General features: G+C 45.7%; 13 protein-coding genes. 8 read left to right on the top strand and 5 right to left on the bottom strand.

The window, feature by feature from the left end; translation table 11 throughout:
• The first annotated feature begins 115 nt into the window (after positions 1 to 115).
• Positions 116 to 3271, top strand: a complete 3156-nt coding sequence (locus tag Q1A86_RS14835) for an efflux RND transporter permease subunit (protein WP_299807928.1) — start codon at positions 116 to 118, stop codon at positions 3269 to 3271.
• Between the two features lie 613 nt (positions 3272 to 3884).
• Here Q1A86_RS14835 and yiaY read toward each other — a convergent pair.
• Positions 3885 to 5033 (bottom strand): L-threonine dehydrogenase, encoded by a 1149-nt coding sequence (yiaY, locus tag Q1A86_RS14830; RefSeq protein WP_299807926.1) that lies wholly within the window; start codon positions 5031 to 5033, stop codon positions 3885 to 3887.
• A gap of 511 nt (positions 5034 to 5544) precedes the next feature.
• Between yiaY and malQ the strand changes: the two genes are divergently transcribed.
• The 7 genes from malQ to Q1A86_RS14795 are packed head-to-tail and all read left to right on the top strand — an operon-like array spanning position 5545 to position 18343.
• Positions 5545 to 8055, top strand: coding sequence for a 4-alpha-glucanotransferase (gene malQ / locus Q1A86_RS14825; protein WP_299807924.1), 2511 nt, complete (start codon positions 5545 to 5547; stop codon positions 8053 to 8055).
• Positions 8056 to 8074: 19 nt separating this feature from the next.
• Positions 8075 to 10375, top strand: a complete 2301-nt coding sequence (gene glgB, locus Q1A86_RS14820; protein ID WP_299807922.1) for a 1,4-alpha-glucan branching protein GlgB — start codon at positions 8075 to 8077, stop codon at positions 10373 to 10375.
• Positions 10376 to 10377: 2 nt separating this feature from the next.
• Positions 10378 to 12636: a glycogen debranching protein GlgX gene (gene glgX, locus Q1A86_RS14815; protein ID WP_299807920.1), complete on the top strand. Its 2259-nt coding sequence runs from the start codon at positions 10378 to 10380 to the stop codon at positions 12634 to 12636.
• A gap of 4 nt (positions 12637 to 12640) precedes the next feature.
• Positions 12641 to 15169 (top strand): glycogen/starch/alpha-glucan phosphorylase, encoded by a 2529-nt coding sequence (locus tag Q1A86_RS14810; RefSeq protein WP_299807918.1) that lies wholly within the window; start codon positions 12641 to 12643, stop codon positions 15167 to 15169.
• A 2-nt stretch (positions 15170 to 15171) separates the two neighbouring features.
• Positions 15172 to 15297 (top strand): hypothetical protein, encoded by a 126-nt coding sequence (locus Q1A86_RS14805; protein ID WP_299807916.1) that lies wholly within the window; start codon positions 15172 to 15174, stop codon positions 15295 to 15297.
• Positions 15290 to 16558: a glucose-1-phosphate adenylyltransferase gene (glgC, locus tag Q1A86_RS14800; RefSeq protein WP_299807914.1), complete on the top strand. Its 1269-nt coding sequence runs from the start codon at positions 15290 to 15292 to the stop codon at positions 16556 to 16558. The genes Q1A86_RS14805 and glgC overlap by 8 nt, the downstream gene beginning before the upstream one ends.
• Positions 16559 to 16561: 3 nt before the next feature.
• Complete coding sequence (locus tag Q1A86_RS14795; RefSeq protein ID WP_299807912.1) at positions 16562 to 18343, top strand: glycogen synthase; 1782 nt, start codon at positions 16562 to 16564, stop codon at positions 18341 to 18343.
• Between the two features lie 164 nt (positions 18344 to 18507).
• Here the strand turns inward: Q1A86_RS14795 and Q1A86_RS14790 are convergent, their stop codons facing one another.
• The 4 genes from Q1A86_RS14790 to Q1A86_RS14775 all read right to left on the bottom strand — a co-directional run bounded on the left by Q1A86_RS14790 (position 18508) and on the right by Q1A86_RS14775 (position 23863).
• Positions 18508 to 18981, bottom strand: a complete 474-nt coding sequence (locus Q1A86_RS14790) for an NYN domain-containing protein (RefSeq protein ID WP_299807910.1) — start codon at positions 18979 to 18981, stop codon at positions 18508 to 18510.
• Between the two features lie 227 nt (positions 18982 to 19208).
• The gene (locus tag Q1A86_RS14785; protein ID WP_299807908.1) at positions 19209 to 19397 is read right to left on the bottom strand and encodes a hypothetical protein; all 189 of its coding nucleotides are present in this window, start codon (positions 19395 to 19397) and stop codon (positions 19209 to 19211) included.
• A gap of 248 nt (positions 19398 to 19645) precedes the next feature.
• Positions 19646 to 22750 (bottom strand): multidrug efflux RND transporter permease subunit, encoded by a 3105-nt coding sequence (locus Q1A86_RS14780; RefSeq protein WP_299807906.1) that lies wholly within the window; start codon positions 22748 to 22750, stop codon positions 19646 to 19648.
• Positions 22751 to 23863 (bottom strand): efflux RND transporter periplasmic adaptor subunit, encoded by a 1113-nt coding sequence (locus Q1A86_RS14775; RefSeq protein ID WP_299807904.1) that lies wholly within the window; start codon positions 23861 to 23863, stop codon positions 22751 to 22753.
• Between the last annotated feature and the right edge of the window lie 124 nt (positions 23864 to 23987).

The raw sequence follows: 23987 nt of genomic DNA, 5'->3' as shown, positions 1-23987 counted from the left end.
TTCGGCTAATACGACTACGTATAACTGGGGAATATTATGAATAGTGAGTTTTTTAATAAAATAGAAGCCCTAAGTTTGCTGTTTTTGGCTAAACCTTTATCTAATGGGGAATGCCATGATTAGTGAATTTTTTATTAATAGACCTAAATTTGCCTTTGTGATCTCAACCGTTTTGACTCTGGTTGGTTTGATCGCTATTCCTGTGCTATCGGTCTCAGAGTTTCCAGAAATAGCGCCGCCACAAGTGAGTGTATCGACCAGTTACTCCGGTGCCAGTGCTGATATTGTTAAAGACACCATAGCTCAGCCACTCGAAGCCGAAGTTAACGGCGTCGAAGGCATGCTGTATATGGAATCGAAAAGTGCAAACGACGGCAGCTACTCGTTAAATGTGACTTTCGATGTGGGTACCGATGCCGATATGGCGCAGGTGAAGGTACAAAACCGAGTACAGCAGGCTATGCCGCGTTTACCAGAAGAGGTGAAGCGTCAAGGGGTTAAAGTTGAAAAACAGAGCCCTAATATGTTGATGGTGGTGAATCTAGTTTCACCGAATGAAAGTTTTGATTCATTATTTATCACTAACTACGCCGGTTTAAACGTTAAGGATGCACTCGCTCGTCAATATGGTGTGTCTAAAGTACAAGTGATTGGTGCGCTCGATTACGCTATGCGTATTTGGCTCGATCCCAATAAGATGGCCAGTCTTGGAGTCACAGCAACGGATGTTATTGGTGCACTTCAAGAGCAGAATGTGCAAGTGGCAGCAGGCCGTATTGGTGCAGCCCCCGTTGATCCTGAGCAGCAATTTCAATATACCTTACAAACGAAAGGACGTCTTAAGGATCCAAAAGAGTTTTATGACGTCATGATCCGCGCCAACAACGATGGCTCTAAGGTGGTCGTTGGTGATGTCGCACGAGTTGAGCTTGGATCTCAAACTTATGATGCTCAAGGTAAGCTCAATAATAAACCGTCAGCAATTATCGCCATCTATCAATCTCCTGACGCTAATGCACTAGAAGTCGGCAAGGCGATTAAAGCTGAGATGGAAAGCTTATCAGCACGCTTTCCTAATGATCTTGAATATGAAGTGCTTTATGACACAACAGAGTTTGTCGAAACATCCATCAAAGAGGTAGTGCAGACCCTGTTTATCTCTATTGCACTGGTGGTTTTTGTAGTCTTTATTTTCCTTCAAGATGTGCGCTCAACACTCGTTCCTGCGATTGCGATTCCTGTTTCGCTTATCGGTACTTTCGCCTTCTTGCTTGCTTTTGGTATGAGCATCAACACAGTCTCTCTCTTTGCGCTTATTCTTGCTATTGGTATCGTGGTGGATGATGCGATTGTTGTTGTAGAGAACGTGACACGTTTGATGCAGGATGAAGGTTTATCGCCAAAAGAGGCGACCTCTAAGGCGATGAAAGAGGTGACTGGGCCGATTATTGCAACGACACTGGTATTGCTTGCGGTGTTTGCTCCTACAGCGGTTATGCCGGGTATTACAGGGCAGATGTACGCTCAGTTCTCTGTGACCATCTGTATTTCAGTACTAATCTCTTCTATCAATGCATTGACCTTGAGCCCCGCTCTGTGTGCCTCAGTACTGCGTGCGCCTAAGCTCCATGAGAAAGGGTTTCATGCGGCCTTTAACAAGTATTTTGAGCGTGTAACTGGCAAGTATATGAAGCTGGTCTCCTCACTGACCCGTAAATTGATGTTAGTGGGTATCGTTTATGGCTGTTTAATACTGTTAACCGGAGGAATTGCTAAAATTTTGCCATCAGGCTTTGTGCCAATGGAAGATAAGAAAGCCTTCATGGTGGATATTCAGCTACCCGATGGTGCATCACTTAACCGTACCGAAGATGTGATGCGTGAATTAGTAGAGTTAACGCTTGCAGAACCGGGTGTTGAGAACGTGATCCACGCCAGTGGCTTTAGTATTTTGACCGGCTCTGTGTCGTCAAACGGTGGCTTGATGATTGTGACGCTATCAACTTGGAGTGAACGTGAATCGCCCGATATGGTTGAATCGGCGATTGTCGCTAAGTTGCAAGCTAAGTATGCGGCGAATCCTGCAGTGAAGGCGATGGCATTTTCACTGCCGCCCATTCCCGGGGTGGGGAGTGTAGGTGGTTTTGAGTTTGTTTTGCAAGACACCCAAGGCCGTACACCGCAAGAGCTGGCATCTGTGATGCGCGCCTTGATTATGAAAGCGAATGAGCAGCCGGAAATTGCGATGGCCTTTAGTAACTTCCGTGCCGATGTTCCGCAGATGTTTGTCGATGTCGATAGAGATAAGGCTAAAGCATTAGGGGTTTCGCTTAATGAGATATTCTCAACGATGCAAACCATGCTTGGTTCTATGTACGTCAATGACTTTAACCGTTTTGGCAAGGTCTTCAGGGTTATCTTGCAGGCTGAATCTGAGTACCGTAACTCCGACAGAGATATCTCACGTTTCTATGTTCGTTCTAATACTGGCGAGATGGTGCCATTAAGTACTTTGGTGACTGTGACGCCAATTTTGGGGCCCGACGTGATGAATAGCTACAACATGTTTAGCTCGACTACGATTAACGGTTTCCCAGCTCCTGGTTTTAGTTCGGGTGATGCGATTACTGCTATGGAGCGTGCCGCGAACGAGTCACTGCCATCGGGTTATACCTTCGAATGGACTGGGCAAACTTACCAAGAAATTAAAGCCGGTAACCTTGCGCCACTTATTTTTTCACTGGCGTTAGTGTTTACTTACTTATTCTTGGTGGCTCAGTACGAGAGTTGGACTATTCCGTTCGCGGTAATTTTGGCGGTCCCGATTGCGGTACTCGGTGCTTTCCTAAATATCTTACTGGTGGGGTCGGATCTAAACCTGTATGCGCAGATTGGTCTGGTGCTATTGATTGGCCTTGCTTGTAAAAATGCGATTTTGATTGTGGAGTTTGCTAAGCAACTGCGCGAAGAGGGAAAGAGTATTCTTGAAGCAGGAGAGACGGCGGCAAGATTGCGTTTTCGTGCGGTATTGATGACGGCGTTCTCATTCCTTTTAGGAGTATTGCCGTTGGTGATTGCTACGGGAGCGGGGTCAGGAAGCCGTCGCGCCTTGGGTTACTCAGTGTTTGGCGGTATGTTAGCGGCCACCATCGTAGGTACACTCTTAGTGCCAGTGTTCTACGTTATCATGCAGAAGATGCGTGAGAAGGCTAAGGGGTTACCGCAACAGCCTGAATCGTCTCAGCCTCAAGAGCATGAAGTAAAGCCATAAGAAGCCAGCTCTATCTCTTATACTGATTGCTATTAACTTAAAAGCCTGCTGAAAAGCAGGCTTTTTTCTGCCTAGTGTTAGCGACTTTGATTGTGGCTCTAGTATGCAGAGCTCGAGTATAAAGAAGTCGAGGGTGCTGGGGAGCAATCATTTAGCTTGAAAGAGGCTGCTAACCTATGGCGCAATCAATGTTGTGCTGACCGACTAACGACCAACTAACTCGTGACTCAATTATATAATGACTAACGTAATTTCGTCATAGGGCTTTGAATTAGGCAGGGAAAGTGGCGCTAGAAAGGAAAAAGCCCACTCCGAGGAGTGGGCTTCTAAGCTTGCTTTAACTTTTGCAGGGAAAAAGCGAACCAGTCGATTATACCAAGTATGTATCCCTTTGTATCAACCTTTAAGATTTAAATAGTCTTAAATAGTGATGTTGTGCTGAATTTTGCGTCAATTCAGTTCTTTTTACTTCTAAAAAAACAAGCTTAAAGATATGTCTCGCTATATGTATAGCTGTTGAGCGTTAATAGGAAAGGTGAATGATAGCAAGTAATTATGGGAGCTAAATTTGCTTGCTACCGTCCACCTTTTACTTAACCGTTAAGTACTAGTGTTAGAGTGCGTTAGTAAAAATTTGACAGATCTCTTCATGAGTTGCTTGCTTAGGGTTAGTGAAACCACAGGCATCTTTAAGTGCATTATCCGCAAGCGTTGGAATATCCTCAGCTTTTACACCTAGTTTGGTGAGGTTTTCTGGAATGTTCACTGCAACTGATAGCTTCTTAATCGCCTGAATTGCCGCCTCTGCTCCTTGTTCATCACTCATTGCAGCCACATCAACCCCCATGGCTTTGGCGACATCTTTTAGGCGAGCAGGTACAACTTGTGCGTTGTACGCCTGTACGTGTGGTAACAGTAGTGCGTTACATACGCCATGAGGTAGATCGTAGAAACCGCCGAGTTGGTGCGCCATCGCGTGGACATAACCAAGGCTGGCATTATTAAATGCCATACCCGCCAGAAACTGTGCGTAAGCCATCTGATCGCGCGCTTCGATGCTTTGACCGTTTTCAACGGCTTCCACCAAGTTACCCTGAATTAGCTCAATCGCTTTAATCGCACAAGCATCGGTAATAGGGTTCGCGGCAATAGACACGTAAGCCTCGATTGCATGGGTTAATGCATCCATACCTGTCGCTGCAGTTAGCCCTGCAGGTTTAAGTAGCATCAACTCCGGATCGTTAACAGATAGAATCGGTGTCGTGTTCTTATCAACGATAGCCATCTTAATATGGCGCTCTTCATCGGTAATGATGCAGAAACGGGTCATTTCACTTGCGGTGCCCGCTGTGGTGTTAATAGCAACGAGTGGAAGTTGTGGCTTAGTTGATACATCTAAACCTTCATAATCTTTAATGCTGCCACCATTAGTCGCAACGAGTGCGATACCCTTAGCACAGTCATGTGGAGAGCCACCACCAAGAGAAATCACGAAGTCGCAGTTGTTAGCGGTTAAGATTTCAAGGCCCGCTTCAACGTTGCCGACAGTTGGGTTTGGTTGCACGCCATCGAAGATTACCGCCTTGATGTCGTTGCTTGCCAATTTGTCAGTGACTTGGGCTACAAGACCAATATCAACGAGAGGTTTGTCTGTAACAATTAATGCATTTTTAAAGCCTAGTGACTTGATATCACCGATTGCTTCAGTCACGGCGTCTTGCCCTAAGATATTGACAGATGGGATAAAAAATTTAGCAGCCATAAGAATCACCTATTATGCTCAATGTTAAAAGTTGTTATCTTTTCTGGTAATTAAAGTACCAACGCTAATGCAATAAAGGTGTGATCTCCCTCTGATAATCGGCAGGGGTTGATGATAATTAGCTCGAAAGTTGGATCTATCTTCCCAAACTTGTAATTTTATGACGTTAAATGCGTTTACTTGCTTAGGCTGGCTCATTAATTGCTAACTCATTAAATACACAGAAGTGCTAAGTCGTACTCAATGAGTTCAGTTATTATTTGGGGCTGTCAAAAGCGAAAGGAAAATTATTCTTTTTTACCGATTTATCTCATATGTATACAGCTCCCCCCCTCTTTTAAATTGAACGGTTTTAACTGTCACTTTTTCGTCATAAATCCATCTTTAAACTGTTATTTGCAAACGTCATGCTAACGGCTCAATTGAGAGTCTCGTTGGTCGATTGTGCGTTTTTGGCTGTGGCTTTAGCTGATAGCCCAGTGAATTTAAAGTGATAGAGGATGGCGATGTTGTGCTGAGTAAATTGCTGTATCTACAGGGGGTTGGCGCAGAGTTCATCAACAGTGATGGTGTGAATGTGCAGATCTCGCAACAAGACAGAAACGGGGTTTTACAGGCGATGCTAACGCAGGCGGTTCCAGATCTGTCTTTTGATGCTTGTCATTCACAAGTAAACGATGCAAACAAGGTTACCAATACAACCAATACAACCAATACAACCAATACAACCAATACAACCAATACAATCAATGCAACCGATACAATCAATGCAACCGATGAAACCAATACAACCAATGCAAACGATGAAATCAATGCTTGGATAGATAAACGTATCTATCAATTAGATGCCGAGCCCTGGACTAAGCCTGTGGCTCATTTTCAGCATAGCCAGATCTGTGAACCTAAAATTAGTTTTCAGGCGCCAGCAGGTTACTCTGATTGCGTCGAGATAGAGCTTCAATTGGAGTCAGGCTCATGTTGTAAAATTGAATTCTTGATTGCTGATAACCCCTTTATCAGAGTCACAGGTAACTATGGGATTGGTGAACAGACTTATTTACGTTTCGAATTAAGCCTAACCGCTGACATTGTAGAGCTTATTTGTAGTGGCACTGCACTTCATTGCGATAACCAAACTAAGCATCTACAGAGGTTGCCTGCAGCGCAATACTTCACTGTAAAACAGGCGTTAACTAAGTTAAATGGGTTAAACACGTCAAATGCTTTAGCTATTGGCTACCATCGAGTTTGTGTGAGTTTGCCGCCTATAGATAGTAAGGCTGACGGAGTTTGGCTATTAGCGCCAGAGGTTAGCTATCAAGGAGCTGGCCTGACTGATAGCAAGTTAGGGGAGGTTAAAAAGCGCAACTGGGGAGTGAGCCTCCAACTCTATAGCCTGAAAAGTCAGCAACAATGGGGGATTGGGGATTTTGCAGATCTGCAAGTTTTACTAAAAGTCGTTGCCAACCATGGCGCAGATTTTGTTCTACTTAACCCTTTACATGCCTTAGACCTTGAGCACCCCGAAGAGGCGAGTCCATACAGTCCGTCCGATAGGCGCAGAATTAACCCGCTTTATATCGATGTCGAGTCCTTACCTGAATACCAGCTGTGGCAATTGAGTCTTACCGCAATAGAGCTAGAGCAATTCCAGCTCGATAAGCTGCAGCTACAGCAAACAAATTGGCTCAATTATCCTGAAATCACTCGGGTTAAGTACCGACTATTACAGCGACTCTATAAGATTTTTTGCCAACAAGCGTTAATACTCGAGTCTCAAGTCGTTGAAGAGCTAGAGTCATTTATCGCTGCCCAAGAACCTGATTTTTCGCTGTTTTGCCGTAAACAGGTACACGCCGCAAGTCAGATGTTTGCTGAAGATCCAATAGCTTTAGATGAAGGTTTTTTTGCTTATTTGCAGTTTATTGCCGAGCGGCAATTACAGGCATGCCAACAGCTAGCTAAACAGCTTGGTATGGAGATAGGTCTAGTAAGAGATCTTGCCGTCGGGACGAATGCCAGCAGTATTGAAGTTGAAAGCGCTGAGGAGCTTTTTTGCCGTGATGCCAACATTGGCGCGCCCGCTGATTTTTTTGCACCACAAGGGCAAAATTGGGGACTTGTGCCAATGGATCCTATCGCACTAGAGCAAACGGGCTTTAAGCATTTTATTCAATTACTTCGAACTAACATGCGAAGTTGCGGTGCTTTAAGAATTGACCATGTGATGTCGCTACTCAGGCTGTGGTGGCTACCAAAAGATAAGGCTCTCGGTAATGGGGCCTATGTGTACTATCCACTTGATAGCCTTATGGCCATTTTATCGATAGAGAGTCATCGGGCTCAATGCCTAGTGATTGGCGAGGATTTAGGTTTGGTTCCGGCTGAGATCGAACAGGCTTTAACTCGCAGCAAAATTCTATCCAATCAAGTGTTCTACTTCACTAAACAGTTAGGCAAGTTTGTATCAACAAGCGAGCATAAGCCCCACAGTTTGATGATGCTAGCCAACCATGATGTGCCAACGCTCAAGTCCTGGTGGCAAGCCGATGATCTGCATTTGCGTAAAGAGTTGCTATTGATTGAAACCGATGAGGCGTTAAGTCATGCATTGCAGCAGCGAGCGTATGAAAAGCATCAGCTTATCGAGTGGCTTTATGAGGCTGGTGGCCTTTCGTTCGATGAGTTACAGAACCATAGAAAGCAGGAACTTAGGTTTGATTGCTTACTAACGGCTTGGCTCGAAGTCGCTGCGAGCTCAGCATCTAAATTGTTCAGTGTTCAGCTTTGCGATCTTATGCAAGACCATCACAGTATTAACCTCCCAGGAACTTGGAAACAATACCCTAACTGGCGACGCCGCTTACCTTTACCCCTTGAAGAGCTAGAGAATAGCGCAGCAATTAATGCCTTGCTAAAGCGAGCTGATCGCGCAAGACACGCAAAACAGAGCGCTAACTTATCCCCTGTTAATCAATCGAACGGTCACGCTAATGACATTAGCTCGGCAGTTGCCCGTTAACTTAATGGATTAAATCACGATGACGAATAATGCTCCCGAATTTCAAAATGGCGTAGATGTCGCCTTGTTAAACAGTGAATACGTCGATGTTTTTGGTTTGCTCGGCATGCACCTTGTTAATCAAGGCAAAGCCTTGAGCGTACGGTGTTTCTTGCGGGGAGCGTTAGCGGTTGATGTGCTGTGTCTAAAAACGGGACGTAAAGTTGCTAGTCTCAATAAGCATAACGAAGAGGGATTATTCAGCGGGATGATGGGCAGAAGAGTAAAACCTTTTCTGTATAAATTAAGAGTTGAATATCCGTTGAGTGAACGGGAGATCATCGACCCATATCAATTTGAGAGTCTACTCTCTGATGATGATCTCTATCTGTTTGGTGAGGGGCGTCAGCAACAGGCCTATGGTTTTTTAGGCGCCAATTGGCGCGAGCATCTAGGCGTCAATGGTGTGCATTTTTGTGTTTGGGCTCCCAATGCTAAACGGGTTTCGTTACTTGGCGATTTTAATTTCTGGGATGGTGGCGCCCATGTTATGCGTCAACATTTAGCAAATGGTATGTGGGAGATATTTGTTCCAAATGCCACAGAGGGTCAGCACTATAAGTTCGAAATTATCACTCAAAATGGTGAGCGACTCGAAAAATCGGACCCTTATGCTAAGGCGATGCAAGATGCGCCTTGTAATGCTTCGCTTATTCCACTGCAGGCTGCGCATCAGTGGCAAGATAATCACTGGATGCAGCAGCGCGCAAAAGTAAAGTGGCATCAGGCTCCTATGTCTATCTATGAAGTGCATTTAGCTTCATGGCGACGCAAAGGCGATACAGGAGAGTACTACCTAAACTATCAAGATCTGAATGATGAACTTATTCCTTATGTGGTGGAGATGGGATTTACTCATCTGCAGTTGATGCCTGTGAGTGAATACCCGTTCGATGGTTCTTGGGGGTATCAGCCTGTGGGCCTGTATGCGCCAACATGCCGTTTTGGCAATGCCGCAGGGCTTAAAGCGTTTGTTGATGCGTGTCATCAAGCTGGTGTCGCGGTTATCCTTGACTGGGTCGCGGCGCACTTTCCTAAAGATCCCCACGGTTTAGCGCGCTTTGATGGCTCATGTCTATACGAGCATGATGATCCTCGCCAAGGCGAGCACCCAGATTGGGACACGCTGATTTTTAATTATGGCCGCGGAGAAGTGCAAAGCTACCTTCTGAGCAATGCCTGTTACTGGCTTGAGGAATTCCACTTCGATGGTTTAAGGCTAGATGCGGTTTCTTCAATGTTGTACCTCGATTACAGCAGAGAGCCGGGGCAATGGTTGCCTAACGCCCATGGTGGACGTGAGAACTTAGCCGCAATTAGTTTTTTACAAAGTCTAAACCAGCGTCTGTATCAAGCATTTCCCGGTGTTTGCATGATAGCGGAAGAGTCAACCGCTTGGCCTGGTGTTAGCCATATGCTCGAAAGTGACCACAGGTTTGCTGATCCTCATTCGGACTGTGACTCGAGCAGTGAACAAAGTCTTGGTTTTGGCTTTAAGTGGAACATGGGCTGGATGAATGACAGCATCGGCTATTTAAAGCGCGATCCTATTTATCGACAGTTTCACCATCAAGAGTTGACGTTTAGTCTGGTTTATCAATATACCGAACAGTTCATTCTCTCGTTAAGTCATGATGAAGTGGTGCACGGTAAAGGTTCACTGCTGCATAAAATTCCTAACGATGACTGGCAAAAGTTCGCCACGCTCAGAGCTTATTACGGTTTTATGTGGGGCCACCCCGGCAAAAAACTATTGTTTATGGGTAATGAATTCGCTCAAAGAGATGAGTGGAGCCATGACAAGAGTCTTGACTGGCACTTATTAGAGTATGCCCCTCACCAAGGCGTGCAGTCATGGGTTAAAGAGCTTAATAACTTGTATCAAAAACATGATCAGTTGTGGCTCAAAGATGGGGAGCCTAGCGGTTTTAACTGGTTAGACTGTAACAACCAACAACAGAGTATTTTTAGTTTTATCAGGCAAGGTGAAGTCGATACTGCGCCGCTGATTTTTATTATCAACATGACACCTAAAGTGCATCATGGCTTTCGAATTGGCTTACCGCTTAATAAACCATTTAAAGAATTATTGAACAGTGATAGTGAGCTATATGGTGGTAGCAATGTAGGTAATCAGGGGGTCATCATTGCAGAAGAACACGCCTATCAAGGCCTGCCTTTTAGCGCGATGATTACGGTGCCCCCTTTAGCTTGTCTTGTCCTGTCGCCTATCGAGGCACAAGCCTTGGTCACTGAATCCTACAAGATAAAAGAGCAATAACGGTGCAGCTGCATCAAGGTTTGCCTTATCCGCTTGGCGCAACAGTCGATGAAAATGGGGTGAACTTTGCCCTGTTTTCGGCCCACGCTAGTCAGGTGTGGCTATGTTTATTTGATCAAACCGGCGAACATGAAATTGAGCGAATAGCGTTAAGGCAACAGACCCATCAAGTGTGGCATATCTATCTACAAGTCGCTGATAAAGAACTTATATATGGCTATCGTGTCGATGGTCCATATGAGCCCAATATGGGGCATAGGTTTAACCCGCATAAGCTGCTGTTAGATCCTTACGCTAAACAGTGGGTCGGCCAATTTATTGAACATGATAGTCATTACGCTTATTACCGCGGCAGTGCGGACGCTGACTTATCGTTTGATCTGCGCGATAACAGCGAGTTCATGCCCAAGTGCAAAGTGGTCGATATTGGCAGCTTGAGTCCGATTACGCCGCTCGCTTCTGCCAACATTAGTCAAAACCAGCATCATGACTCTCCCCCATATACCAGTCAATATGGCATTGCAATGGGGCGGAGCATCATCTATGAGCTGCACGTTAAAGGTTTTAGTCAACAAAATGAGCAGATAGCGCCAGCACTAAGAGGGCGTTTCTTAGGGCTTGGGGATGATGCCAGTATTGATTATTTAAGTGCACTAGGGATCACGGCTGTTGAGCTGATGCCAGTGCACAGCTTTATCTCTGAAGCATTTCTAACCGAAAAACAGCTATCTAATTATTGGGGCTATAACAGCTTAGGTTTTTTTGCTCCCCACCAAGATTATCTTTGCGCTCAAGACAGCAATATCGATGAGTTTCGGCAGATGGTGAGCAAGCTTCATCAAGCGGGAATAGAAGTGCTGCTCGATGTGGTTTACAACCATAGCGCAGAGGGCAATCATCTCGGGCCTAGCCTAAGTTTTAAGGGAATAGATAACCTTAGTTATTACCGCCTATTGCCCAGCGATAAACGCTTTTATATTAACGATACCGGCTGCGGTAACAGCTTAGACATTAGCCATCCAAGAGTGCTGCAGTTAGTGCTCGACTCATTACGCTACTGGGTTGAAGTGATGGGAGTTGATGGATTCCGTTTCGATCTGGCCAGTAGTCTCGGACGCGAGTCCTACGGTTTTGATGCGGGAGCCGGTTTTTTCGATGCGATTAGCCAAGATCCCATCCTCAGCCAAGTAAAGCTGATTGCGGAACCTTGGGATATCGGTCCTGGTGGATATCAGCTCGGTGGCTACCCGCAACTTTGGAGTGAATGGAACGATAGATACCGTGACACATTGAGACGTTTTTGGCGCGGAGATCTGGGCTTATTACCCGAATTTGCGCGGCGCTTTCATGGTTCTAGCGATCTTTTTGAAGGCTCTTTACGTGGGCCGGCTGCCAGTATCAATTTTATCACCAGTCATGATGGTTTTAGCCTGCAAGATCTAGTGAGTTATAGCGAACGACATAACCTAGACAATGGCGAACAAAACCGCGATGGACATCAGGAAAACTTCAGCTGTAACTACGGCATTGAAGGAGAGACTGATGACGCTAGCATTCAATCTCTTCGAAATAGGCAGGTTCGTAATCTTCTTAGCTGTTTACTCTTTTCTCAAGGCGTTCCTATGTTGCTCTGTGGCGATGAAATGGGTCATAGCCAAGGTGGAAACAACAATGCTTATTGCCAAGATAACAGTCTGACTTGGCTTAATTGGCAGTTGCAACCTTGGCAACAGCAGCGGCTTGCATTCACAACAGGCCTAATTGCACTGCGAAAACGTTTTCCTCTATTGGGCCATAAAGATTTTATTCATAAAGATGCTTTAACGCAGAGCTGCAGTGTGAATCATGGATCAAGTCATAACACCAGTCATGGCGGCCCAGCCATAGATATGGCAAGTGAGCACACTGATGATAATCCAAGTATGAGTTGGTTTTGTCGTCAAGCTGAGTCTATGACGAAACAGCTATGGACAGAGGGACAAACTCGCAGCCTTAGCGTGGTGCTTTGCGGTGAGCTTGAAGAGCTTAAGGGCCAGCGCCAAGCGTTACTGCTGATGCTTAACACAGATGATCAAGCCTTGGAGTTTAGCTTACCCACCTTAAGTGAATTCGGGCATTGGCGACCACTTGTGGATACTTATTCGGGGCAAATTAACTCGGGACAAATTAATCGCCCTGAAACAGCTGCAGATTTAACTCAACAATCGATTGTATTACAAGACAGAAGCTTAATGTTGTTTTACGCCCAAACCAAGGAGTGACTTCATGACGACACCTGTTAAACCTGCTTCAGTGAAGGAAAGCCAAGCTCGTACAAAAGCTAAGAAAGCCAGCGTAAATAGTAAGCCTACAAAGGCTGATGTAGCGGATAAAGCCAAGGGCCAAGATGCTTGCAATACTCTCGCAGCTTGTATGCAGCGCAACGTGAGTAATGGCTTAAGCCGTGATTTGCATGATAAGCAAGAGCTATTCATGGCACTGGCTCTGAGTGTGAAAGAACAAATGCTAATGCCATGGCGTGCAACACGCCAAGCTGATTGTCAATTTGAGCGTAAGCAAGTTGCATATCTGTCACTTGAGTTTTTGATGGGCAGAGCCATGGGTAACGCGATTATGAACCTTGATTTGTTGCAAGAGACCAAGGAAACCTTACAAGAGTATGCGGTCGAACTGGAAGACATTGAGCAAATAGAGCATGACGCTGGGCTAGGAAATGGTGGCTTAGGACGTTTAGCTGCCTGCTTTTTAGATAGCTGTGCCAGTTTAGATCTTAGCGTGACCGGTTATGGGATCCGTTATGAGTACGGCATGTTTGCACAAAAGCTGGTGGATGGGTTTCAAGTTGAACGACCGGATCGCTGGCTCAGGGAAGGCAACCCTTGGGAGGTTAGAGTTGCCGAGCATAATGTCACCGTGCCTTTTTTTGGCCACACCAGCAGCTATGTAGACCCGAATGGGCGTACCAATGTGGTGTGGGTTGGCACACAAGATGTGTTGGCTGTTGCTTACGATATGCCTGTTCCGGGTTATCAGAATGGTCGGGTAAATACCTTAAGACTGTGGAAGTCAGAAGCCACCGATGATTTTGACTTAGAGGAGTTTAACCAGGGGGATTATGCCGAAGCCGTGGCCACAAAAAACATGGCAGAGCAGATCACTATGGTGCTTTACCCCAATGATGCCAGTGAGAATGGCAAAGAGCTTCGCTTACGCCAGCAGTACTTTCTTAGTTCGGCTAGCCTACAAGATCTGTTAAGGACATGGGTACAACGTAAAGGCAATGACTTTAGTGAGTTTGCTAAATACAACGTGATGCAGCTTAACGATACGCACCCTAGCATTGCCATTCCAGAGTTGATGCGTTTGCTGGTGGATGAGCATTTCCTTGAGTGGGATGACGCCTGGCAAGTTGTGACGCAAACCATGGCTTATACCAACCATACATTACTGCCAGAAGCATTAGAGCGTTGGCCTGTACGTATGTTGGGGCATATGTTGCCGAGGATCTTAGAAATCATTTACGAGATAAACGCACGCTATCTTGAGCAGGTTGCACACCATTGGCCGGGGGAGCCGCAAAAGCTGACGCAAATGTCGATTATCGAAGAGGGTAATGAGCCCCATGTGAGAATGGCTTATCTCGCCATAGTGGCCAGCTTCTCGGTTAACGGTGTAGCGGGCTTGCACAGTCAATTGCTTATCTCTGGTCTATTCAAAGATTTTTATGCCATGTGGCCAGAAAAGTTCAATAACAAAACCAATGGCGTCACGCCAAGGCGTTGGCTGGCGCACTGTAATCCAAGACTTGCAGAGCTGTTAAGGAAAAGGCTGGGTAGTGAGTGGGTGACAGACTTGAGTCATTTAAATGCATTAAACGCGTTTACTGATGATATGGCCTTTATTAAAGAGTGGCAGCAGGTTAAGCAGCAAAACAAAGCGGCTTTGGCAGAGCTGATAAAGCTTGAGTGCGACGTCGAGTTTGATGTTGATATGTTATTCGATGTGCAGGTCAAACGTATTCATGAATATAAGCGTCAGCTGCTAAATATTTTGCATGTGATCCATCTTTATCATCAGATCCAGCAAGGTCATACCGCCGATATCGTGCCTCGCTGCGTGTTAATTGGTGGTAAGGCCGCCCCAGGTTATGCCATGGCTAAGTTAGTGATAAAACTGGCGAGTAATGTCGCCCATATGGTGAACTCAGATCCTGACGTTTCCAAGTATCTCCGCTTTGCATTTCTGCCTAATTACAACGTCAGTGCGATGGAAAAAATTTGCCCCGCAACGGATCTTTCTGAGCAAATCTCTACTGCAGGCAAAGAGGCGTCGGGTACTGGCAACATGAAGTTCATGATGAATGGTGCCATCACAATCGGCACGCTCGATGGTGCCAATGTTGAAATGCTAGAAGAGGTCGGGGAGGACAATTTCTTCCTATTTGGTTTAAATGCTCAGCAGGTGGTTGAACAGCGCCAAAATTATCAGCCACAGCAATTTATCCATGACTCTACAGCATTAACTCAAGTCCTAGAGCTGATTAACAGTGGGCACTTTAGTCTGCTCGAACCCGGTATTTTCTCCCCGATAGTCGACTCCATAACCAGCTGTGATGACCCTTGGATGACGGCGGCGGACTTTGAATCTTTTCGACTAGCTCAACAAAGTGTTGCTAAAGCCTACCGTAACCCAACCAGTTGGACTCAAATGAGTATTCGTAATGCGGCGGCAAGTGGGCGCTTCTCAAGTGATGTCACCATCGCAGGCTATCGCGATGAGATCTGGGGAGCATAGCAATGAAATTGACAAGATGGGTCGCTGAGACCGAGATTGCGGCCAAAACAGTGAAGCATGAATCCAACTATTTGTTTGTAACAGTTAACTTTAAAGACAGTGTTCAAGGAGCGAACCTCAATGACTAAAACAAGCCCGCGTTATATCAGTAATTTAACTCGTGATACCTATGCAATCATTCTTGCTGGTGGAAGAGGTTCAAGGCTGCATGAACTGACAGATTGGCGTGCTAAGCCATCGCTGTATTTCGGAGGCAAGTTTCGCATTATAGATTTCCCGCTTTCAAACTGTATTAACTCAGGGATCCGTAGAATTGGTGTGGTCACGCAGTATAAGTCTCATTCACTGATCCGCCACGTGATGCGAGGCTGGGGCCACTTCAAGAAAGAATTAGGTGAATCGGTTGAGATCTTACCGGCATCACAGCGATATTCAGAAAATTGGTATCAGGGCACCGCAGACGCGGTGTTTCAAAATATCGATATTATCCGTCATGAATTGCCAAAGTACGTGATGATTTTATCTGGCGATCATGTTTACCGTATGGATTATGCCGGCCTGTTAGCGACCCATGCAGAATCTGGTGCCGATATGACAGTCTCTTGTTTAGAGGTGCCCGTTGCCGAAGCCGCCGGAGCATTTGGCGTTGTAGAGGTCGATGAAACTAAGCGCATTCTAGGGTTTGAAGAGAAACCTGAACTGCCTAAACACTTACCTGAAAACCCTGAGATGTGCTTAGCCTCTATGGGGAACTATGTGTTTAATACTGAGTTTTTGTTTGAGCAATTAAGGCGAGATGCACAAAACGAAGACTCAGATAGAGATTTTGGTAAAGATATTATTCCCGCCATTATCAAAGAGCATAAGGTGTACGCCCACCGTTTTCGTAGTGCCTTCCCTAACGAAGAGGCTTACTGGCGTGACGTGGGGACGTTGGACTCTTTCTGGCAATCGAACATGGAGTTGTTATCACCGACTCCCGCATTGAATCTTTATGATGCTAAGTGGCCAATCTGGACCTATCAGGAGCAGCTGCCTCCGGCTAAATTTGTGTTTGATGATGATGAACGTCGCGGTATGGCGCTGGACTCGATTATCTCTGGAGGTTGTATCATTTCAGGCTCAACGGTGCGCCGCAGCGTGTTATTTAATGAGGTGCGAGTCTGCTCTTATTCAACCGTAGAGGACTCGGTGATCTTACCTGATGTGGTGGTGCTACGAAATTGTAAAATTAAGAATGCGATTATCGACAGAGGCTGCATCATTCCTGAGGGAACCGTGATTGGTTATAACCATGAGCATGATAAAGCGAAAGGCTTTAGGGTGTCAGAAAAGGGCATAGTCTTGGTCACTCGTGACATGCTGGGCTTACCTGTAGGGTATGAGTAGCTTATGGCCTCTTTCAACCATGTAGAAGCCTCCGCATCAGAATACGGCGCTAGGGTATTAATGCTCGCTGCCGAGAACGGTGCAATAGCTGGCGCTAAGGTTGGCGGTATGGCAGATGTTATCCGTGATCTGCCGCTTGCTATGGCTGGGATGGGGGTTGCTGTCGATGTAGCTATGCCCAATTTCGGTAACTTGATCAATACAGCCGATGCCCGCTGGGTTGGTGATGTTCAGTTGCAGTTTTCAGGTCAGGAATATCAGGTTGGTGTTTATCAAGCGGCGCATCCTGCGCTTGATAACTGCAACTTTTATCTGTTTCAACACCCACTGTTTAATGGCAGCTATGGTGCCTATTCACAAGGCGATGCCAACCGGCCATTTGCTGAAGATGCCACTAAGTTTGCGTTGTTTAATCTGGCGGTTGCCGAAGCGTTACGCTGTGATACTCATGCAGTCAATAATCAAGGAATAGCGCAGAAGCGGATTGAGCAATCGAGTTTTTTTAAAGCTCTACCGAATATTGTTCACCTACATGACTGGCATACGGCACCGTTTGCAGTATTGCGGGCATTTGATCCTAACTATGCTTTTTTACAGGCGCTGCCTTGCGTGTTCAGCATACATAATCTGGCGCTACAGGGGATCCGGCCTATACGCGATGAGCCCTCGTCGTTTGCCGCTTGGTATCCTGAGCTGTTAGCACAGCTTAGCGAGCAACAGCTTAATCTTTTTCGCGATCCACGTTACCCAAACTGCATTAACCCTATGCGTGCAGGCATAGTACTGAGCGACAAGGTACATCTGGTATCGCCAAGTTATGCCGAGGAGGTGTTATTGCCTTCAGAGGCAGAAAAAGGCTTCTTTGGGGGAGAGGGACTCGAGCAAGATCTGCTTAACAGACTCGAAGAGCAGGCTTTAGTGGGCATATTAAATGGCTGTATGTACCCTGATGGCAGTGGTGAAAGCAATCATTTGTCCGAGCCGACATCAGATCTCAACAGACAGCAGCTGATTAACAGCCACATCGAGCTGGCACAGGAAAAGCTCATAGCGTGGCAGGTGGGTAACACTCAGGTCAGAACTCAGGACTTTATCGCTAAGCACCGGCTGCAGCAGTGGCAAAGGAGCGTTAGCGAGCAAGGGCAAGCTGATGGTGGCCATGTTGATGAAGCGCAAACTTCTCCCTTTATCATGACCTCAGTCGGCAGACTGACAGATCAAAAGGTATTGATCTTAAGAGCTCGTTTCCCTAGTGATATTGCTTTGGCATCACTCAGGGGAAAAACCGTGTTAGAGGCCCTGCTTGATAGGCTGGCTAAGCATCAAGCTGATGCTCGGTTTGTGTTACTTGGTAGCGGCGATGAGGTTATTGCCAGAGAGTTTAGTGATATTGCAGCTAAGTATCCGCAGTTTGTGTTTTTAAATGGTTATGACGAGCAATTGTCTCAGCAGCTCTATCAATTGGGGTCGCTCTTCTTAATGCCAAGTTCATTTGAGCCTTGTGGCATAAGTCAGATGCTGGCAATGCGAGAAGGGCAGTTATGTTTAGTTAACCGAATTGGTGGTCTTAAAGATACGGTGCATCACCTAGAAACGGGCTTTGTGTTTGAAGGCGATGACTTATTGGCGCAGGGGTTATCCTTACTCGCCATGTTCGAACAAGCGCTATCTATGGTCGATAGCCAAGCTTGGCTGGCTATGCAGCAGCACGCTAGGATGCAGCGTTTCGATTGGCACTCTCAGGCGCAGCGGTATAAACAGCGATTATATAGCTTGTCTGATTAGGGAGCACTAGGGTTAATTTAGGTGACTGTTTGAGGAGCGGGCGCATGCTAACTAAGCGCCCGATATTTTTAAATTTGAATGCAGGTAAGCTATCAAACTATCGATAAATCAATCAGTAAAACTATCAATGTATCAATGTATCAATCTATTAAAAGTAAAAACAGTTAAAGCAGTAAGCTATCATCAATTTCGTGGAACTGGTTTACTGAATCAATCAGTGATTTGGCGGTTAATGTCGGCACCCCATAGACCTGAGTTTCCACGCCGTACTTCTGGTGGATTTTTTGCATCAAGAGATCAAAGTCGCCATCCCCCGAGAGCAAAATGACACAATCGACTTCGCTTGCCGCCTCCATGATGTCGATAGTGATCCCCACATCCCAATCTCCTTTCGCCGAGCCATCACTTCTCTGGATAAAAGGTTTCAGTTTTACCTCAAAGCCGATGTGTTTCAGGGCATCTTGAAACTTGAGCTGGCCATCATCACCGCGATGAATCGCATAGGCCGTGGCCTGTTCTATATCGCCTTCATAGCCTAAGTGTTGCCAAAGTTTGCGGTAATTAAATTGTCGTCCGTATGCTTGGCGGCAAGTGTAATAGATGTTTTGAACATCGACAAAAAGGGCAATTTTTTTCACTTTATACTCATTTAGTTAGCTTGCGAGTAGAGAGGCGTCAGCGTTATTAAAGCCTGTAACTTGGAATAAAGAATACTATTGCATCGAGTCGAAAATAGCGACTGGAACAAGTATAAAATCTGATGCATTCAAAATGAGTGCTAGCAGCTTGAGTCAATATTCAGATTCTGACTGGATCTCTGCTTGTATAGTCGGGAGAGAAGAAATAAGCATAGCGAGAGTGCTCATTAAATATATAGGTCGACATGGGGCGTACGCCTTTGATTTGCTTGACGACGATCATACAGATCTAATCGACCCGATTGTTCGTTTGCCCTTCTGTCTAGGCACGATCGGCGCTCGGTAATATATTGGCCATTAATATTGAAGGTTTCATATAGCATGGGCTCGAGAGTTTTTGGCTTAGGTTTCTGCATAGGAGTCCTCCAACGAATGTAATCTTAGCCATCGGGGCGGTATGGCGTTAGTCAAACGATTGCAAACACCAACAATGATGAAGCCAATTGCATGGGTGTTATACCAATCAGTATAGGGGAGATTGTATTAACGGGAGTAGGTTTAGCCAATTGTTGCGGGAGAATAATTTGCTTGCTAAGCAGGTTATTTTAGCAAGTTAAGGAGCCACTGCTGATGAGCGGTGACTCCTTAATTGGGTATGCTATTTTCAGTTAGAGACTTGCTGGTGATCCTTAATAGCTTGATTAAGCTGTGACTCGACAAAGCCTGGTGACTTGGTTGCCACTGAAATTAAGCGATACATAGCTGGGATAACGAGCAGAGTAACAAAGGTGGCAAAAGCCATACCAAAGAACACCACAGTACCGACCGATATGCGGCTCTCAGCGCCCGCACCCGTAGATAAGATCAGCGGTATTGCACCAATCAGCGTGGTAAAGGCCGTCATCAAAATTGGACGTAAGCGTCTAGTTGATGCATCAATAATCGCTTGCTCAATCTCAAGACCTTTATCGCGAAGCTGGTTAGCAAACTCAACAATCAAGATGCCGTTTTTGGTTACCATACCAATTAGCATGATCATACCGATCTGGCTGTAGATATTTAGGCCTTGGCCTGTTAGATACAAACCTAAGAAACCACCGAATACGCCCATAGGTACGGTGAACATCACCACTAATGGGTTAATAAAACTCTCAAATTGCGCAGCTAACACTAGGTAGGCAACGAGCAAGGCTAAACCAAATACAATAAAGATGCTGCTTTGATTTTCTTTAAAGTCTTTCGACTCACCGGTATAAGCCACTGTGATGTCACTTGGCAGCATCTCAATCGCTTTTTGATCTAAGAAGTCTAATGCTTCACCTAAGGTGTAGCCATCGCCTAAGTTCGCCTTTAGGGTGATCGATTTTTGCTTGTTATTGTGGCTAAGTTTAAGCGCCGACGCCACTTCTTCAATATGAGTAATGGTATCTAAGGTGATGAGCTCGCCCTTGTTTGAGCGCATATAAATCTGGCTTAGATCTGCAACGTTATTAAAGCTGTCCTCGTCGCCGCGCAGATAAACATCGTACTCTTCACCACGTTCAACAAAGGTGGTTTCACTGCGACCGCCAAGCATGATCTCTAAGGTTTCAGATACTTCAGCAACACTAATGCCAAGCTGCGCTGCACGCTCTTTATCAACGGTAACCACAAGCTCTGGAGAGGTTTCTTTATAGTCGATTTCAGGGCTTTCAAATATCGGGCTATATAGCGCTTCTTCTTCAAGCATTGTGGCCCATTTAAATAGCTCTTGGTAGTCAGAGCCACCCAGTACAAATTGCACTGGCTCACTTGAACCGCCTCTAAAGCCTGGCAGTAAAGGACGCACCATTACATCTGGAATACCTTTTAACGCGTTGGCGATAACGCCTAATGCTTGCTGAGCATTAACGGTTCTGTCATTCCAATCTTCTAGCTGAATGATCACAAAGCCTGTTTGGTCGCCAGCGCGGCCGCCAAAGGCTGGGGCTTGAATACTAAACGACTTTACAACGCCTTGGCCTAATAGTGGCATTAGCTTATCTTCTGCGATCTCCATGTTCGCGGCCATACGGTTGTAACTGGTGCCTTCAGCGCCTTTGATAAAGGCAAAAATCACCCCACGGTCTTCACTAGGTGCAAGCTGAGCTGGAACTTGTTGCATTAACCAGCCACTACCAAGCACACACGCGATAATTACCAAAGGTGCGGCTAAACGTAAATTAACCGCTTTAGTGACCATTTTACGGTAGCCATTCTCGAGGCGGTTAAAGGCACAATCGACCATTAGGTTAAAGCGGTTTGGCTTCACATTCGCCTTGAGAATTTTACTGCCAAGCACAGGGGTCAATGTCAGTGCAATCAATGATGAAAACAGCACCGAAACGGCAAGCATGACAGAGAACTCGGTAAACAGTAGACCAACCATACCTTCCATAAAGGAGATGGGGAGGAACACCATAACCAGTACTGCAGTGGTTGCTATAACGGCAAAGCCTACTTCTCGGGTACCATTATATGCTGCTAGTAACGGAGGTTCGCCTTTTTCGATATGGTGGAAAATGTTTTCTACTACAACGATGGCGTCATCCACTACCAAACCGATAGATAAAATCAGCGCCATTAGGGTGAGTAGGTTAATTGAATAACCGAAGACGTTGGCAGCAATAAATGCTGAGATAAGTGATACCGGTACAGTAACGGCTGGAATTAAGGTGGCTCTAGCTTGACCAATAAAGATGTATAACACCAAAATGACCAGCAATGCGGTTACGGCTAAGGTGCTAAATACTTCATCAATAGAGCGGTCGATAAAAACGGTAGAGTCGTAATCGACAATCAGGTTTGTACCATCAGGTAAGAAGTCTTGGATTAGATCGACTTCTTTGTGAACGTCTTGCGCCACTTCCAGTGGGTTTGCATCAGATTGGGCTACGATACCCAGACTGATGTTAACTACGCCGTCACTTTTAAAGGTCGAGTTTTCGTTTTCTGCGCCAATAAATACGCTAGCCACATCTTTTAAATAGACTTGAGAACCGTCGCTTTCAGTGCGTAGTACTAAGTAGTTAAAGTCTTCTGGGCTCTGATAAAGGCGCGCTGTACGAACAGCCATTACTGTTGTGTCGTTACGGACTTGACCGCCAGGCGTTTCGACGTTTTCTTTATTCAGTACATTAACAATATCTGAGGTGGTAACGTTTCGGCCAGCCATGAGTTCAGGCTTAAGCTGCACATACATTACCTTGTATAGGCCACCAGAAATATCAACGCTACTGACGCCAGAGATAAGGCTGAATCTGTCTTCTAATACGCGCTGAGCGTAGTCTGTCAGCTGAGTTCTATCCATAGTCGATGAACTTAAATTGACATACACAGAAGGCTCGCCTGTACCGTTATCTTTAGATACAACTGGATCGTCGGCTTCATCAGGCAGGCGGCGCTGGGCTCTTGCTACCGCATCTCGCACGTCACTGACACCTTCAGTAAGATCCCAACCGATAAAGAAAGTAACAGTAATACGCGACATACCATTTCGGGTAACAGACTCGATTTGGTCTACACCGCTAATACCGGTTAATTCCGACTCTAGTGCGGTGGTGATCTGGCTTTCCATAATGGTGGCGGAAGCACCAGAATAGGTGGTCATTACGGTAACGACAGGGCTTTCTACATCAGGCATTTCGCGTACTGCGAGTTTGCTAAATGAGACCATGCCAAATACGCACAGCAATAAGCTTAATACGATAGCGACAACCGGGCGTTTTACTGAAACATCAGACAACCACATTTAGATGCTTCCTCTTGCTTGTTGTTCTTCTTGCGCTGCCTTGGCTTGTTTTTTAGCGAGAGCCGACTGGGCTAAATCATCGACACGTAAACCATCGCGCATATTCACAAGGCCTTGGACTACCACTTTGTCGCCAATTTTAATGCCGTCGGTGATCAACACTTCATCATTAATACGCGCGCCTAGCGTGACTTTAGTGCGCTTAGCAATATTGTCTGCACCAATAACATACACAAAGCGGTTAGTCCCTGAGTATTCAAGCGCTTGTACTGGAATCACCGGTTCTGACACACTTGGGAATAGCATAGTTGCAGACATCAACATGCCAGGTTTTAGTTGGTGCTTTGGATTACTAAACTGAACGCGTACACGTAGGTTTAAGGTGTCTTGGTTAACACGTGAATCAATAGCGATAACTTTGCCGACAAACTCTTGCTTAGGCCAAGCGCGGCTTTTTGCAACCACTGACATACCAATACTTAGCTGTGATAAGTAGTTTTCTGGTACTTGAAGATCGAGGCGCATGCTCGAAAGGTCATCAAGAGTTAATAATTCAGTTCCTGCACTGACCATCTTGCCCTGACTAAAATCGATAAGGCCGGCAGTCCCTGCGAAAGGTGCACTTAAATAATGATAATCAAGATCGGCCTGAGCTGCGGCTAAGCGAGCACTGGCCATATCGACACTGGCTTTTTGGGCGTCAATTTCTGTTTTAGTAATCGCGTTTTGATCAATCAGCTTTTGGAACTCTTTGAGCTTTCTCTTTTCATCGGCAAGGTAGGCAGCGGCTTCAGCAAGCGATGCTTGCGCTTTGGCATCGTCAAGTTGCACTAAGATCTGCCCTTGAGCGATCTCTTGATCTGTGTTGACTTGCACTGATTTAATTTTGCCAGTGATTTGCGGCGCAATGAAAACCGATTGTTCTGCATCCAATTTGCCAATAAGCGAGAGTGCCTGAGACAGTTCATGCTGCTCAACAAGACCGGTAACGACAGGAACAGTCCGAACGGGTCTATCTTTTGAGTCGGCTCGCTTCGCTTCAGACAGACTACTGAAGGTAAATGCTCCCGCAATAATTAATGCCAGAGGTAGAAGGAAATAGGATGATCTCATGAGTGATTACTTACACAGCTAAAGTTGGGATTATTCTAGATAAAAATCCAAGCTTGTAGGGTAAAGCAATGTAAAGTAAAGAAAATTAGAATATGATGTTTTACATTTTTGGATCTGAAAGTTA

Origin of the sequence: uncultured Shewanella sp. (assembly GCF_947497935.1) — a bacterium.
Lineage (GTDB): Bacteria > Pseudomonadota > Gammaproteobacteria > Enterobacterales > Shewanellaceae > Shewanella.
The sequence above is the reverse complement of the archived record's forward strand: the minus strand, read 5'-3'. Positions and strand labels throughout refer to the sequence as shown.

Bases quoted from the DNA above. Each gene is read 5' to 3' on its own strand.
- Q1A86_RS14835 (WP_299807928.1), top strand. From the start codon at position 116: ATGATTAGTGAATTTTTTATTAATAGACCTAAATTTGCCTTTGTGATC.
- yiaY (WP_299807926.1), bottom strand. From the start codon at position 5,033: ATGGCTGCTAAATTTTTTATCCCATCTGTCAATATCTTAGGGCAAGAC.
- glgB (WP_299807922.1), top strand. From the start codon at position 8,075: ATGACGAATAATGCTCCCGAATTTCAAAATGGCGTAGATGTCGCCTTG.
- Q1A86_RS14810 (WP_299807918.1), top strand. From the start codon at position 12,641: ATGACGACACCTGTTAAACCTGCTTCAGTGAAGGAAAGCCAAGCTCGT.
- Q1A86_RS14805 (WP_299807916.1), top strand. From the start codon at position 15,172: ATGAAATTGACAAGATGGGTCGCTGAGACCGAGATTGCGGCCAAAACA.
- glgC (WP_299807914.1), top strand. From the start codon at position 15,290: ATGACTAAAACAAGCCCGCGTTATATCAGTAATTTAACTCGTGATACC.
- Q1A86_RS14795 (WP_299807912.1), top strand. From the start codon at position 16,562: ATGGCCTCTTTCAACCATGTAGAAGCCTCCGCATCAGAATACGGCGCT.
- Q1A86_RS14785 (WP_299807908.1), bottom strand. From the start codon at position 19,397: ATGCAGAAACCTAAGCCAAAAACTCTCGAGCCCATGCTATATGAAACC.
- Q1A86_RS14780 (WP_299807906.1), bottom strand. From the start codon at position 22,750: ATGTGGTTGTCTGATGTTTCAGTAAAACGCCCGGTTGTCGCTATCGTA.
- Q1A86_RS14775 (WP_299807904.1), bottom strand. From the start codon at position 23,863: ATGAGATCATCCTATTTCCTTCTACCTCTGGCATTAATTATTGCGGGA.